This is a genomic window from Providencia sp. PROV116 (assembly GCF_028482485.1).
In the GTDB taxonomy this organism is placed as follows: domain Bacteria; phylum Pseudomonadota; class Gammaproteobacteria; order Enterobacterales; family Enterobacteriaceae; genus Providencia; species Providencia rettgeri.
Map to the genome: position 1 here is coordinate 101,621 of NZ_JAMPQO010000008.1, position 15,832 is coordinate 117,452.

The 15,832-nt window shown below is 42.1% G+C and carries 10 protein-coding genes; 7 read left to right on the top strand and 3 right to left on the bottom strand.

All coding sequences use genetic code 11. The annotated features are described in order from the left end of the window. Window positions 1-8: 8 nt before the first annotated feature. Together hrpB and mrcB are read left to right on the top strand one after the other, a co-directional pair. Window positions 9-2,468, top strand: a complete 2,460-nt coding sequence (gene hrpB / locus PSE72_RS06830; RefSeq protein WP_217007911.1) for an ATP-dependent helicase HrpB — start codon at window positions 9-11, stop codon at window positions 2,466-2,468. Window positions 2,469-2,649: 181 nt separating this feature from the next. Further along, entirely contained in the window at window positions 2,650-5,175 is a 2,526-nt protein-coding gene (mrcB, locus tag PSE72_RS06835) for a bifunctional glycosyl transferase/transpeptidase (protein WP_115166789.1), read from the top strand. A gap of 245 nt (window positions 5,176-5,420) precedes the next feature. Here mrcB and hemL read toward each other — a convergent pair whose 3' ends face one another. Continuing rightward, complete coding sequence (gene hemL / locus PSE72_RS06840; RefSeq protein WP_115166790.1) at window positions 5,421-6,710, bottom strand: glutamate-1-semialdehyde 2,1-aminomutase; 1,290 nt, start codon at window positions 6,708-6,710, stop codon at window positions 5,421-5,423. A 214-nt stretch (window positions 6,711-6,924) separates the two neighbouring features. On the opposite strand from hemL, the gene erpA reads away from it, so the two are divergent. Next, entirely contained in the window at window positions 6,925-7,269 is a 345-nt protein-coding gene (gene erpA / locus PSE72_RS06845) for an iron-sulfur cluster insertion protein ErpA (protein WP_004260480.1), read from the top strand. A gap of 323 nt (window positions 7,270-7,592) precedes the next feature. Here the strand turns inward: erpA and btuF are convergent, their stop codons facing one another. Both btuF and mtnN read right to left on the bottom strand, forming a co-directional pair. Then, window positions 7,593-8,423: a vitamin B12 ABC transporter substrate-binding protein BtuF gene (gene btuF / locus PSE72_RS06850; RefSeq protein ID WP_198641375.1), complete on the bottom strand. Its 831-nt coding sequence runs from the start codon at window positions 8,421-8,423 to the stop codon at window positions 7,593-7,595. A gap of 65 nt (window positions 8,424-8,488) precedes the next feature. Then, the gene (gene mtnN, locus PSE72_RS06855) at window positions 8,489-9,181 is read right to left on the bottom strand and encodes a 5'-methylthioadenosine/S-adenosylhomocysteine nucleosidase (RefSeq protein ID WP_115166792.1); all 693 of its coding nucleotides are present in this window, start codon (window positions 9,179-9,181) and stop codon (window positions 8,489-8,491) included. A gap of 246 nt (window positions 9,182-9,427) precedes the next feature. Here mtnN and dgt point away from each other — a divergent pair, with 246 nt between their 5' ends. The 4 genes from dgt to mazG all read left to right on the top strand — a co-directional run bounded on the left by dgt (window position 9,428) and on the right by mazG (window position 15,814). Beyond that, the gene (dgt, locus tag PSE72_RS06860; protein WP_115166793.1) at window positions 9,428-10,954 is read left to right on the top strand and encodes a dGTPase; all 1,527 of its coding nucleotides are present in this window, start codon (window positions 9,428-9,430) and stop codon (window positions 10,952-10,954) included. A gap of 172 nt (window positions 10,955-11,126) precedes the next feature. Beyond that, the gene (gene rlmD, locus PSE72_RS06865) at window positions 11,127-12,458 is read left to right on the top strand and encodes a 23S rRNA (uracil(1939)-C(5))-methyltransferase RlmD (RefSeq protein ID WP_115166794.1); all 1,332 of its coding nucleotides are present in this window, start codon (window positions 11,127-11,129) and stop codon (window positions 12,456-12,458) included. Between the two features lie 16 nt (window positions 12,459-12,474). Next, window positions 12,475-14,706, top strand: coding sequence for a GTP diphosphokinase (gene relA, locus PSE72_RS06870; RefSeq protein ID WP_115166795.1), 2,232 nt, complete (start codon window positions 12,475-12,477; stop codon window positions 14,704-14,706). A gap of 313 nt (window positions 14,707-15,019) precedes the next feature. Beyond that, entirely contained in the window at window positions 15,020-15,814 is a 795-nt protein-coding gene (gene mazG, locus PSE72_RS06875) for a nucleoside triphosphate pyrophosphohydrolase (RefSeq protein ID WP_115166796.1), read from the top strand. The last annotated feature ends 18 nt before the right edge of the window (window positions 15,815-15,832 follow it).

Consider the following 15,832-nt stretch of genomic DNA (forward strand, 5'->3'; position numbering starts at 1 on the left):
TAACCCCAGTGTTACCGATATTTGAAGTTTGTGAGGACATACTTACCGCATTAACCTCTTCTCCTCAAGTTTTGCTTCATGCACCGACAGGTGCTGGTAAATCAACAGTTTTACCGTTAGAAATATTAAAGAGTGGGGTTATTAACGGGCGGGTTATCATGTTAGAGCCTCGTCGTTTAGCGGCACGCTCAGTAGCTGCTCGCCTCGCACAGCAACTCGGTGAAGATATCGGTCATACCATCGGTTTACGCATGCGCTCTGAAACTAAAGTTAGCCGCCACACGCGTCTTGAAGTGGTTACCGAAGGCGTACTCACTCGCTTACTGCAAAATGATCCCAAGCTTGAAGGGGTTGGTTTAGTCATTTTAGATGAGTTCCATGAGCGAAATTTACAGGCAGACCTTGGTCTCGCTTTGCTAATTGATTCACAGCAAGCCTTACGTGAAGATTTACGTATTCTATTGATGTCTGCGACATTGGATAATCAAGGGCTGTCTCAGCTGTTTCCTGATGCTCCGGTTATCACGTCACAAGGGCGTACATTCCCCGTAATACGTGAATATCATCCAATTAACCCAAATAAACTCTTTCATAAAGAAGTCGCATTGGCGGCTTGGCAGTTATTGCAGCAAGAACATGGGTCTTTATTATTATTTCTTCCAGGTATGGGGGAAATAGAGAAAGTAAGAGCAGAGCTCGCTTTGATGGTTAGTGAGGACATACTTTTATGTCCTTTATACGGTGCATTATCCCTACAAGCCCAGCAACAGGCGATTCAGCTAGCACCAGAAGGAGTGCGAAAGGTCGTATTAGCCACCAATATTGCGGAAACTAGCTTGACGATTGAAGGGATCCGCCTTGTGATAGACAGTGGTTTTGAACGCGTGGGGCAATTCAATCCACGAACAGGACTAACAAAACTAGTTAAACAGCGAATTAGCCAAGCGTCGATGGCACAACGTGCAGGCCGCGCAGGCCGTTTGGAAGAAGGTGTTTGCTGGCATTTATTCAGTGAAGAGCAGGCTGAGCGTGCGGCACAATTTAGCGAGGCCGAAATTGCGCAAAGTGACTTGAGCAGCTTATGGTTATCTTTATTACAATGGGGTTGTCACGATGCCGCACAGCTAAACTGGCTGACTTTACCCCCGAAACCGGCAATATCCTCGGCAAAAAATTTACTTGGCAAACTAGGTGCTATTGATGCCGCAGGTAAGTTAACGCCTTTTGGGCAGCAGATGGCGGCGTTAGGCAGTTCAGTACGAACAGCGGCCATGCTATGTAAAGCACAACAAAGTAAAAATCAGCATGTTATTCAATTAGCTGCACTACTGGTGGCGATTATCGAGGAGCCTCCTCGGCAACAAGATGCGGATCTTCGTTATTACATAGAAAGGCCAACAGAGGGATGGTGTAAGAGAGCATCAGTGCTTTGTGAACAAAGAGTATCGAGTACCATTGGTAAGCAAGATGCACTCATTAGTGAGTGGTTACCAACGTTGTTGGCTACGGGCTTTCCCGACCGCATTGCGAAATCTCGAGATAACCAACAACGCTATCAATTAGCGAGTGGTTTAGGAGCGATGCTGAACGAATCTGAAAGATTAATTGGTTCTCCATGGCTAATTGTGATGTCCTTATGGCAACCCGAAAATATGGCGGATGCGCGTATTTCCTTGGCTTATCCTGTCGAGATTGACAGACTACAAGTAGATTGCCCATCGCTGTTTAATAAACAAGAAACGGTCGAATGGGATGATCAAAAAGGGACATTACTAGCTTGGAAACGCTTGCAATGCGGTCAATTAGTGGTGAAATCAGAGCGTTTAAGCAACCCTGATAACACTGAGATTCGCCAAGCGCTAGTATATTGGTTGAAGCAAAATGGCTTGCAGCAATTAAACTGGCAGGAAAATGCTCTACAACTGTGTATCCGCTGCACGTTAGCTAAGCAGTATTTTCCTGATATTAATTTGCCTGATTTTGATGAAGCGGCACTATTGGATTCACTGGATGAATGGCTAGAACCTTATCTTGATGGCATAACAAATAAGCAAAAATTACAGCAGATTGATTTAGCCTCTTTATTGGTTAATCGATTAGATTGGCAGCAGCAACAGTGGTTAGAACGCATGTTTCCGGTAACCTATCGAGCGCCATCTTCACATGATGTAAGCATTCACTACGCATTAGATAAGCCACCAGTCATAGCGATTCGTATGCAAGAAATGTACGGGGAAAAAGCGAATCCGACTGTTGCACAAGGAAAAATAACCGTAACAGTATCTCTGTTGTCTCCTGCCATGCGGCCGTTACAGATCACGCAAGACCTTGGTGCATTTTGGCAAGGCAGCTATAAAGAGATACAAAAAGAGATGAAAGGGCGCTATCCAAAACATTTATGGCCAGATGACCCTGTAAATACTGCGCCAACGAGACAAACAAAAAAAGCGATGATGGGTGCGAAATAATCTATTTTTATGCTCTAATAGCGGGTTTCCTCATTGGCTCTATCAATGAGCCGACTGAGTAAGGAAATGTAATTAAGAGCTTTCTTTGGTGAAATCTCTGGGGTTCTAGGCCAAAATTAACCACTAAACTGACATTACTAGTGCGTTATTAAGTTATTTTGTAATGTGATATGGAGTGACCATGTCAGGTAAAGATTTTGAACCAATCGGCAGACGTAACAAAAAAACTGCTGGGAAAAAACAGTCTTCATCCCGCCGCCGCCGTAGAGACCGCGATGACTATGACGATGAAGATTTATTCGAAGATGATGATATTGACGAACAATATCTCGATGATGAAGATGAAGAAGAGCAAATGGCTAAAAAAGGCTCAAAAAATAACAAACCTCGAAAGGTAAAAAGTAAATGGCGTTGGTTTTGGCTGCTAGTCAAACTGATGATCGTGTTTGCTGTTTTACTTGCGGCATATGGTTTTTATTTAAATCAACAAATTAAAGAACGCCTTGATGGTAAGGTTTGGGATTTACCCGCCGCAGTATACGGCCGAATGGTCAACCTTGAGCCGGGGATGGATTACAGCCAGGCAGAAATGGTTCGCCTACTTGAAGGTATGCAATACCGTAAGGTGAGTAAGATAACGACATCGGGCGAATTTGTGGTGCGTGGTAATAGCATCGAAATCTTACGTAGGCCGTTTAATTTCCCTGATCAAAAAGAAGGGCAAATCCTTGCGCGCATGGTGTTTGAAAATAACGCGTTGAGCAAGATTGAAAACATGGAAAACGGTCGCTCATTTGGCTTTTTCCGTTTAGACCCGAAACTGATCACGATGATGCAGTCGGCGAATAATGAGCAACGGTTAGTTTTACCCTTATCTGATTTTCCTGAATCTCTAGTTAAAATCTTATTAGAAACCGAAGATCGCAACTTTTATGAGCACGATGGCGTCAGTTTATACTCTATTGGCCGTGCTGTTGTTGCTAACTTAAGTGCAGGGCGCTCCGTTCAAGGGGGAAGTACTTTAACCCAACAGTTAGTCAAAAATCTGTTTTTGACCAATGAACGGACATTAAAGCGTAAAGCCAATGAAGCCTATATGGCGGTTTTGCTGGACTATAATTACAGCAAAGAGCGCATTTTAGAACTGTATTTAAACGAAGTCTTTTTAGGCCAAAACGGTAATGACGAAATTCGTGGTTTCCCGTTAGCGAGCCTGTATTATTTCGGTAGACCAATCAATGAGTTAAGCTTTGACCAACAGGCTTTATTAGTGGGAATGGTGCAAGGGGCATCAACGTATAACCCTTGGACTAAGCCACAAAATGCGATTAAACGCCGAAATATCGTGCTGAAAATCTTGGAAACGCGTGGTGTAATTGACCAAGAAATGTATCAAGTGCTAAGCGCAAGGCCTCTCGGTGTGAAAAACAAAGAAGGGCTGGTGGCTTCTCAACCTGCCTTTATGCAAATGGTTCGTTTAGAACTCAATGAAAAATTGGGCGATAAAGTTAAAGAACTCTCTGGTGCGAAAATTTTTACAACTTTAGACCCAGTGGCTCAAACTGCGGCTGAAAATGCAGTTGAGAACGGTGTCGCTGATTTACGTAAATCTCGTAAATTAGATGATATTGAAGGTGCAATGGTAGTTGTTGATCGCATTAATGGGGAAGTGCGCGCGATGGTTGGCGGTTCTCAACCACAGTTTTCAGGGTTTAACCGTGCGTTAAATGCACGGCGTAGTATTGGTTCTCTGGCAAAACCTCCGGTATACCTCGCTGCACTAAGTGAACCAGATCGTTTTCGTTTAAATACGTGGTTAAAAGATGAGCCACTAACAGTAAAAGTCGGGAATCAAAATTGGAGCCCAAGAAACTACAGCCGTAACTTCAACGGTCGTATGATGTTAGTTGATGCATTGGCAAAATCACAAAATATTCCAACGGTAAACTTAGGGCTAGAGGTCGGTTTAGACCAAGTGTTTAACACTTTTGTACGCTTAGGAGCTCCCGCAGCGGCGATGGAAAAAGTGCCCTCGATGTTCTTAGGGGCTGTTAACCTAACACCGGCAGAAGTCGCACAAGTTTTTCAAACTATTGGTGGTAACGGTAATCGTGCGAAATTATCGGCATTGCGTTCTGTTATTGATGGAGATGGCAATGAAATTTACCAAAGCTATCCATCTGCAGAGCGAGCAGTACCTTCCCAAGCAGCATACCTCACATTGTATGGTATGCAGCAAGTGGTTAAACAAGGTACGGGGCGAGTGTTGTTGACCAAATATGCCAAGTATAATTTAGCGGGTAAAACAGGAACAACGAATGACTTGCGTGATAGCTGGTATGCAGGAATTGATGGTAAAGAGGTCGCAATTGTGTGGGTTGGTCGTGACAATAATGGCCCAACACAGTTATCAGGAGCAACAGGGGCACTAAAAGTGTACCAACGTTACTTAGATAACCAAGCGCCATTGGCACTCATCAACCGTGCGCCAGAGGGCATTGTTGAGATGCAAGTCACAGCTGATGGCCAATTAAGTTGCTCAAACTTCGGCGGCGGTAGAATGTTGCCGATTTGGACGGATAACCCAGAAGGGTTATGCCAAGCGTCTGAAAACGAAGCGCCAATTTGGGATCTCAATGGTAATAATGGCGAGCAGCAAGATGATGCACCGGATTGGGTTAAGGATATGTTTGGCAATAATCCCTAAATTCTCGTCATACTTCAACCTGTAGCGTTGTTGGTTGCACTCACTAGACCTAGTCACATACTATTGTATGCTCCTAGGCTCTAGCTCGCTGACCGCCTAGCTACAGGCTGAATTATTTAGAGAATTAATGAGCTAGAAAATTGTGGTGTAAGGCTGCAACTGGTGGCTATCCAATCTTTCGCTACCGATGTAAAAGAATAGAGGTGAAAGTAGGTAACATTTCACCTCCGTAATTTCAATGTGAATTAATTCGCTTTAATTTTCGCAAGTGCTGTTTCAGCCGCTTTGATAGTTTTCTCAATATCTTCATCGCTATGAGCAATAGACATAAAGCCCGCTTCAAATGCAGAAGGTGCGAGGTAAATGCCTTGCTCTAACATGTAGTGGAAGAATTTCTTAAAGCGTTCAACGTCGCACTTCATCACATCTTGGTAGCAAGTCACTGTTGGTGCGTCGGTGAAGAAAATACCAAACATACCACCGACGTGATTGATAACCATCGGGATACCTTGCTCTTGGGAAACACGTTTTAAACCACGAGCTAACTTTTCTGTTAATTCATTTAAACGTGAGTGCACACCCGGTTGAGAGACTTCTTTTAAACAAGCAAGACCAGCAGCCATCGCGACAGGATTACCAGATAAGGTTCCCGCTTGGTAAACAGGCCCAATTGGGGCTAGTTTTTCCATAATTTCAAGGCGGCCACCAAAGGCACCTACAGGCATACCACCACCGATGATTTTACCTAAACAGGTTAAATCAGGTTGAACATCATAGTAATCTTGTGCTCCACCTAATGCGACGCGAAAGCCAGTCATGACTTCATCAATGATGAGTACGGCATTGAATTCATCACATAATGCACGTAAACCCGGTAAGAACTCAGCCGTTGGTGGTACGCAATTCATATTTCCAGCAACAGGTTCAACAATCACACAGGCAATGTCTTCTGGATAATTTTCAAATGCTTGGCGGACTGAAGCTAGGTCATTATAGGTACAAGTTAATGTGTGTTTTACAAAATCTTCGGGGACGCCTGGAGAGTTTGGTTCACCCATCGTAAGCGCCCCAGAACCAGCTTTGACTAATAAACAGTCTGCATGGCCATGATAACAGCCTTCAAATTTGATGATTTTGTCGCGGCCTGTGTAACCTCGAGCCAGACGAATTGCACTCATGGTCGCTTCAGTACCTGAATTCACCATGCGTACCATATCCATAGAGGGGACTAACTCACAAACTAATTCAGCCATTTCAACTTCGGCGGCAGTCGGTGCACCAAAACTTAACCCTTTATGGACAGCTTTGATCACGGCATCACGGATCTCAGGATGGTTATGGCCTAATACCATCGGTCCCCATGAGCCAACGTAATCCACATAGGCTTTACCATCAACGTCATAAATATAAGCGCCATCCGCTTTTTCAATAAATAATGGGGTTCCACCAACACCATTAAAAGCACGAACAGGGGAGTTTACACCACCAGGGATTTGTTCTTTTGCTTGTGCGTAAAGTTTTTCAGATTGTGACATCGCAGGGCTCCAGAAAGAGGCTAAGAAAAAAATTGCTCTCATTCTAAAGCACCACACCAATTAAACCAAATATTGATACGAAGATATGCACAATGTGTCTAATTGCTTAACAACACTTGAACCATTTAGTCAAGTGGCGGATAATTAGGTTAATTGATCTGAGTAGGTTTTAGCCTACGCATGAATTTACCGGTCACCGGTTTGGAGTAAAAAAATGAGTGATGATGCAGCTCTGCCTTTGCAATTTACTGATGCGGCAGCAATTAAAGTTAAAGATCTAGTCTCTGATGAGGACAACCCAAATCTGCGTCTGCGTGTTTATATCACTGGTGGCGGATGCAGCGGTTTCCAATATGGTTTCACATTTGATGACCAAATCAACGAAGGCGATATGACAATTGAAAAGCAAGGTGTTGCTCTTGTCGTAGACCCAATGAGTTTACAATATTTAGTCGGCGGAAGTGTTGATTATACCGAAGGTTTGGAAGGTTCGCGTTTTATTGTGACTAATCCGAATGCTAAGTCTACTTGTGGGTGTGGTTCGTCCTTTAGCGTCTAATTCTCGTCATCCTTCAACCTGTAGCTGTGTTGGCTGCATTCACTAGACCTAGTCACATACTTTTGTATGCTCCTAGGTTCTAGCTCATTTGCCGCCTTGCTACAGGCCGAATGATTTAGAGAATTATTGAGTTCTTTTTCAACCTGTAGCTGTGTTGGCTTCATTCAGCTACTCGGGTCACGTACTTATGTATGCTCCCCGAGATACCTTCATTTGCCGCCTTGCCACAACTCGAACTATTTAGAAAATTTTCTTAATTCTTAATTCTTAATTCTTAATTCTTAATTCTTAATTCTTAATTCTTAATTCTTAATTCTTAATTATCAATTGGATAGTGAATTTAACTGCTCACACAGTTGTTCGGTCGCGTTCACAATCCTTGGGCCTGCTCGGTGAAACCAATCTTCATTTAATCGGATTATTGGGATATTGAGCTGGGCGTGCCAAAATTCTTTCACTGCTTTTTCCTGTTCTGCTGAGCCCGTCATGATTATTACATCTGGTTTGCGAGTGAGTACCTGCTCACGACTGACTTGTGGCCATTGAACTGAGCTATTAGCAAAAATATTTTCACTCCCACAAAACTCGACGACATCATTTTGCAGCGTGTGGTTACCAGCGCTAAATAGAGGTTGAGAGCCGAGCTGAATGAACACTCTCTTAGGTTTGTTATTAGAAATTTTTGTATTTTGATAAGGCGCTAGCTTAGCGCGCATTATTCCTACATTTTGTTGTGCAAGCTCTGGGTTTGGACTGTATTGTGCCAACTCAGTGACTGAATTAATGACATCATCAATGGTTTGAGGGTCAAAATAAATAATTGGAATGCCGAGATTCGCAAGCTGATCAAGAGGGCGTTGGGGGTTGCCTCCTCGCCATGCGAGGATTAAATCAGGTTTTAGTGCGATAATACGTTCTACATTTAATCCTTGCCAATCAGAGACTTGCTCTAGTTTTTTAGCTTGTTCTGGGTAATCGGAGTAAGCGCTGACCGCAATTAAGCTATCCCCAAGCCCTGCTGCATAAGCAAGCTCAGTATTGGCAGGTGATAAGCTAATAACGCGTTGCTTTGCCGCTCCTAGAGCAGAAAAAGCCACCAATAAAGCACATAACAAGGTAATAGAAAGAGAGAAATAATGCGTTATTCTTTTCATAACAAAATTCATCGTGACATTAAAAAAGTATAACTAACAATTAGTTATACTTTTTATGAGAATTATTAAGCGAGTTTGGATAAAATTGCAGTGATCATTAATGACGATTGACGGGCAGCAACGGGTAAGAATTCATCGAAGCTTGTGTGGGATTCCTTATCAGCCACATCTGAAATGGCGCGGACAACGACAAACGGGGTACCAAATTGGTGACACACTTGGCCAATCGCGGTGGCTTCCATTTCTACTGCCGCAACTTGCGGGAACATCGCTTTGATGCGAGCCAGTGGTTCAGCACCATTAATAAAAGCATCGCCGCTACAAACTAAACCACGAACAGCGTTCATATCCAATAGCTGAATGCACTGCTCAGCAACTTCAATCAGTTTAGTATCCGCGACGAAAGCGGGTGGGCACTGTGCCATTTGGCCAGGTTCATAACCGAATGCTGTCACATCAGCATCATGGTAACGAACTTCAGTAGAAACCACGATATCACCGACATTTAAACGAGGGTCTAGCCCACCGGCGGAGCCAGTGTTAATCACGACATCTGGTTGGCAATGCTCCAGTAACAATGTTGTGCCGATTGCGGCAGCGACTTTACCAATACCTGATTTCAATAACGCAACGTCAACGCCATTAATTTGACCTGTATAAATCTCACAGCCAGCGCGGTTAATAGTTTGGCAGTTTTCAATTTGCGAGCGCAAAATCGCCACTTCTTGTTCCATGGCACCAATTATTCCAACTTTCATTTTGTCTCCTTTTCCCTGCTCAATTTGCACTATTAGTGTCAATATTTTGACTAGGGACGATAATGTTTTATTGTGTTATTGCTGTATTCTTCGAGTGGGTTCGCAATTTTAATTGCAACAACTCGGATTTAGACAACGAAATTACAAAGATGCACGAAGTGTAACATTGAAAGGTGAGTCGTGAAGTTTTTTTCCTATATTTAGGCTATATAATGAAGCATCAATCGAGATAGGGAGGGGGGCAGAGTGGGTGAGATTAATTTTGTTAAGAAGTTAAACTTTCAGCGTAACTACATGAGCAGTGCGAAAAACCAAAAAATTTCACCTAAAGATGAAGACGCGGTTAATCGCTTATTTGAAAGTGACCGTGGGCGGATCATTAATTCAGCTGCCATTCGCCGTTTGCAACAAAAAACGCAAGTTTTTCCCTTAGAGCAAAATGCAGCAGTTCGCAGTCGCTTAACTCACTCATTAGAGGTACAGCAGGTTGGCCGTTACATCAGTAAAACGGTTTTAGGCGAACTAAAAAAGAAAAAATTGCTTGAACCTTATGGGCTAGATGAACGGTGTGATGCTTTTGAGAGCTTAGTCGAAATGGCCTGCTTAATGCATGATATTGGCAATCCACCATTTGGGCACTTTGGTGAGGCTGCAATTCAACGGTGGTTTACTAAATTACTATCGCCTAGTTACTTATATACACCCAATTCCCCTGATCCATGCCAAATCCCTGCATTACAGTTAACTGGAAATGAAAAGCAAGATTTATTCCGCCGTCAATTAAAGCAAGATTTATGCTCATTTGAAGGTAACGCGCAAGGGCTACGTATGGCGCATCGCTTACTCAAACTAAACTTAACCTATGCGCAAGTTGGCTCTATCTTAAAATATACGCGTGGAGCTTATGATTTGGAGCCAATTCCCCCTGAATTTGATTATTTAATGAAAAAACCAGGATATTATTGGTCAGAGATGGACTTTGTAAGTGAGCTAACCAAAAAGCTCGATATGGAAAAATATTGCCGTTTCCCGCTGTCCTATATTATGGAAGCGGCTGATGATATTTCATATTGCATTGCTGATTTGGATGACGCTGCGGAAAAAGGAATTTTTACTGTTGAGCAGTTAATTGAGTATTTAAAAGCAGAGTGGGGAAATATTGAACAAAATGATTTATTCGATCAAACCATTATGCGAGCTTTCAATAATATCAGTGACAACCACACAAGGCGCATTCAGCAAGACCAATTCTTTATGTATTTGCGCGTAAATATCACAGGAAAATTATCTCATTACAGCGCGCAACAATTTATTAAGAATCTGCCCGAAATTTATAACGGCACTTTTAATAGCGCTTTGTTAGAAGATAAAAGTCCAGAGCATAGGTTATTGAAAGTGCTGAAAACAGTGGCTTTTAAACATGTGTTTAATCACCATGAAGTTGAAGAGTTAGAGTTACAAGGCTATCGAATTATCAGTGGATTATTAGATTTTTATAGTCCACTACTGATGATGGATAGAAGTGATTTTGCTGACCTCGTGGACAAAAATTACCACAAGCATTTTTTCATTGAAACGAGGTTATTCCATAAATTATCTAATAAGCATCGATTATCTTACACAGAAGCACTTGAGAAAATTTCTGCAACGAATGAAGCAGATAAATCTATTCTTGAGTTTTATTATCGAGCTCGTTTGATTCAAGACTATATTAGCGGTATGACAGACCACTATGCCTATGAAGAATACCGTAAATTTATGGTTAGCAATTGATATAATAACTGAATAGCGTAATAAAAATAGAAAAGTAGTCAATCAAATGATAGGAAAGTAGGTATAATAGTCTGCTCGTTTTCCTTGATTAATTAGCGAAAAAAAAACGCATTAAAATTGAAAACTCGGCAATCATGATTTTTATAACTTAATATTCTGTAGTGACTATTTTATGGCTCAATTTTACTCTCCTAATCGCCGTACCACTCCACGCCGCCAGATCACGGTTGTAGCTGATAGCCTTGATGCCGCAGGGCAAGGTGTTGCTCGTATCGAAGGAAAAACCATTTTTGTAACAGGTTTATTGCCTGAAGAAGAAGCCCAAATTGAATTGACGGAAGAGAAACGGCAGTTTGCTAAAGGGAAGGTAATTAAACGTTTGAGCACGAGCCTTCAAAGAGTAAAGCCACGGTGCCGTTATTTTAACCAATGTGGGGGATGTCAACAGCAACATGTTGACATTGCACTACAAAGAGAAAGTAAAGCTCATGCTTTAGCTTATCTGATGCGACGCGAAACATTGCAAGATATATCCTGTGCCGAGGTGATTTATGGTGAGTCATATGGCTACCGTCGCCGAGCTCGGTTGGGGCTACAATATCAGCCTAAAAGTAAAAATGTCGTTATGGGGTTTCGTCAATCTCAATCTAACACATTAGTTGATATAAAAAATTGCCCTATATTATCTCCTGATTTGGATATCTTATTAAAACCACTTTCTGAATGCATTAACCAGCTCAGTAATAAAGCGAAATTGGGCCACGTAGAGCTTATTCACGCAGACAATAGCAAAATTGTATTGATTCGTTACTTAACACCTTTTTCGTTATCAGATACTCAAAAGTTAAGCAATTTTGAAAATCAGCATGGAGTGTCTATCTGGTTAGCGGGTAATGATGAAAACTTACAAGCTCTGTCACCAAATTCGCCACAACCTGAGTATCAAGTTGCTGGGGAAATACTAAAATTTAACCCATTAAATTTTATTCAAGTGAACGGGCAAGTTAACCAGTTGATGGTAGAACAAGCTTTAGCATGGTTAGATCTAAACAGTGAAGATAGGGTATTAGACCTTTTTTGTGGAATGGGTAACTTTACATTACCTATCGCACGGTTAGTGAAATCCGTTGTGGGTGTTGAAGGTGTGGAAAATTTAGTCAAACAGGCACGAAATAACGCACAGCTCAATACTATTTGTAATGCGACATTCTATAATGAAAACTTAGAAGCCCAGATACACACACAACCTTGGGCGGCTCGTGGCTTTAATAAAGTATTATTAGACCCCGCTAGAGCTGGAGCCGCTGGTGTTATGGAACATTTAATTAAACTGATGCCAGAAAAAATTGTCTATGTTTCATGTAACCCCACAACATTGGCAAGAGATAGCAAAGTTTTACTTGATGGGGGCTATCAGTTATTACAGTTGCGGATGCTAGACATGTTTCCGCATACTAGCCATTTAGAGTCAATGGCGTTATTTATCCGTCGCCCAGAGGTTTAATAGGTAGGGAGAATATATGGTTGCAGTAAGAAGTGCGCATCTTACCCCAGCAGGTGAGTTTGCCCCAGAAAAGTGGGTTAACGGTCTGGGATTGAGCAATAAACAATCAGAAGAAAAGCTCATCCATACCTGGCAATATTGTCACGATAAACTAGCCGGACAAGAAATCGCCCCTCTGTTACTGTGGCGCGGTATTGAAATGACCGAAATCCTATCGACATTAAGTATGGATATCGGCAGCTTACAAGCAGCTTTACTTTTTCCCTTAGTGGAAGAGGGGAAGTTGGAAGAGCAAGAAGTTATTGATGAATTTGGTAAATCCATTCACGAACTCGTTAAAGGCGTGCTGGAAATGGATGCGATTCGTCAACTTAAAGCCACGCAATCGAGTGAAACGAGCTCGACACAAGTCGATAATATTCGTCGTATGCTACTGTCAATGGTAGAGGATTTCCGCTGTGTTGTTATTAAGTTAGCGGAACGAATTGCCCATTTACGTGAAGTCAAAGATGCAACGGAAGATGAGCGCGTTTTAGCGGCTAAAGAGTGTTCAAATATTTATGCTCCTTTAGCAAATCGCCTAGGAATTGGGCAGTTAAAATGGGAGTTAGAAGACTTCTGTTTTCGTTATTTGCATCCCGATGAATATAAGAAAATTGCAAAGCTCCTCCATGAACGTCGTATTGACCGTGAAGAGTATATAGATACTTTCGTAACAACCTTACGTAAGTACATGTTAAAAGAGAATATTCAAGCAGATATCTATGGCCGGCCTAAGCATATTTACAGTATTTGGCGTAAAATGCAGAAAAAATCATTGGCATTTGATGAACTGTTTGATGTGCGAGCGGTGCGTATTGTTGTTGAACGCTTGCAGGATTGTTATGCTGCATTAGGGATTGTGCATACCCATTTTCGCCACCTTCCTGATGAGTTTGATGACTATGTGGCGAACCCGAAACCTAATGGTTATCAATCTATTCATACAGTAGTGTTAGGGCCAAACGGTAAAACGCTTGAAATTCAAATTCGTACTCGCCAAATGCATGAAGATGCAGAGCTGGGAGTTGCGGCACATTGGAAATACAAAGAAGGCGCGACTGGCATTGGTAAAGGCAGTAGTTACGAAAACCGCATTGCATGGTTACGTAAGCTGATTGCATGGCAAGAAGAAATGGCAGATTCTGGCGAAATGCTAGATGAAGTTCGTAGTCAAGTGTTTGATGACCGAGTGTATGTCTTTACCCCAAAAGGGGATGTGGTGGATTTACCAGCAGGCTCGACGCCGCTTGATTTTGCTTATCATATTCACAGTGATGTCGGCCATCGTTGTATTGGTGCAAAAATAGGTGGGCGTATTGTCCCATTTAGCTATCAATTACAAATGGGCGATCAAATTGAAATTATTACTCAAAAGCATCCAAATCCAAGCCGCGACTGGTTAAACCCTAACTTAGGGTATGTCACAACCAGCCGTGGGCGAGCTAAAATCCAAAATTGGTTCCGTAAACAAGATAGGGACAAAAATATTCTTGCAGGGCGTCAAATTTTAGATAGCGAACTATCACAGCTTGATATAAGCCTTCGTGAAGCAGAAAAACTGCTAATCGCACGCTACAATGTTCATTCATTGGATGAGGTTTTGGCAGGAATTGGCGGCGGTGATATCCGTATCAACCAATTAGTGAATTTCCTGCAGAGCAAATTTAACAAAGCCACTGCCGAAGAAGAAGACCGTGCGGCAATGAAGACATTAGAAAGTAAGTCTTCACTCCCAAGAGCACCATCTCATAGTAGCGGCCGAGTGGTGGTTGAAGGGGTTGGTAACCTAATGCACCATATTGCACGCTGCTGCCAGCCAATTCCAGGGGATGAAATTGTCGGTTTTATCACGAAAGGAAGAGGTATTTCCATTCACAGTGCAGACTGTGAACAATTAGCTGAACTACAAAGCCATGCACCAGAACGCGTAATAGATGCAGTTTGGGGAGAAAACTACTCGAGTGGTTATTCTCTTGTGGTTAGAGTTATTGCTAATGACCGCAGCGGCCTGCTGCGTGATATCACGACAATATTAGCAAATGAGAAAGTCAATGTGCTTGGTGTCAGTAGCCGCAGCGATGTAAAACAGCAACTGGCAACGATAGATATGACTATTGAGCTGTATAACATTGAGGTGCTGAGTCGGGTGTTAGCTAAGCTGAATCAGTTGGCGGATGTTATAGAAGCAAAGCGTCATTCTCAGTGATTTTCTTCATATTTTGAGTTGTAGGGGTGTTGGCTGCGCTTAGCTACTCGGGTCACATACTTGTGTATGCTCCCCGAGATATCTTCGCTTGCCGCCTACCTACAATTCAAACTATTTTGAAAATCGGTATATTTATATTCTAAAAATCCCTCTCTTCATGTTTTTAATTATTCTTTTCTATACAACTTCTGTTTCTTCATGAGTTAGTTAGCAAAAATTTATTTTTTTGGGAAAAATTTGTCGATTGCTCATCAACTCTGATAAGTTTGGGATAAAGGACAACTAGAAACAAAAAAAATTAAAGGTTAATACAATGAGTCAGACAAATCTTCAAATTGAACGTTTATTATCCATCATGGCACAGTTACGCGATCCTCAAACAGGGTGCCCATGGGATAAGGTACAAACATTTAAAACTATTGCGCCTTATACGCTTGAAGAAACTTATGAAGTGCTTGATGCGATAGAACGTGAAGATTTTAGCGACTTAAAAGGTGAGTTGGGAGACTTATTATTCCAAGTGGTTTTCTATGCGCAAATGGCGAATGAAAAATCACTCTTTGATTTTAGCGATATCTGCCAATCTGTTAGTGATAAGCTCGAACATCGCCACCCTCATATTTTCGATGCAAATAATACACTGAGTAGCACAGAAGTGATTGAGGGATGGGAAAAACGAAAAGCCAAAGAGCGAGCTGAAAAATCGCAATTTTCTGTGCTAGATGATATTCCAAATTCACTCCCAGCACTAATGAAAGCCTATAAAATTCAAAAACGTTGTGCGTCAGTTGGTTTTGACTGGGATACGCTAGGCCCTGTTGTTGGTAAAGTTCATGAAGAACTTGAAGAAGTGATGGAAGAAGCCACTCAGGCGGTTGTTGACCAGGCGCGCTTAGAAGAGGAAATTGGCGACTTATTGTTTGCAACCGTGAATTTATCACGCCATTTAGGTTATAAACCTGAAATAGCGTTGCAAAAAGCGTGTAACAAATTCGAAGGTCGTTTTCGCCAAATCGAAAAAAGCCTCGCGGAAAGTGGTAAAACGACAGAAAGTGCTACACTTAATGAGATGGAGGCACTTTGGCAGCAGGTTAAGAGCCAAGAATAAAATGGCTCGTCATATTTC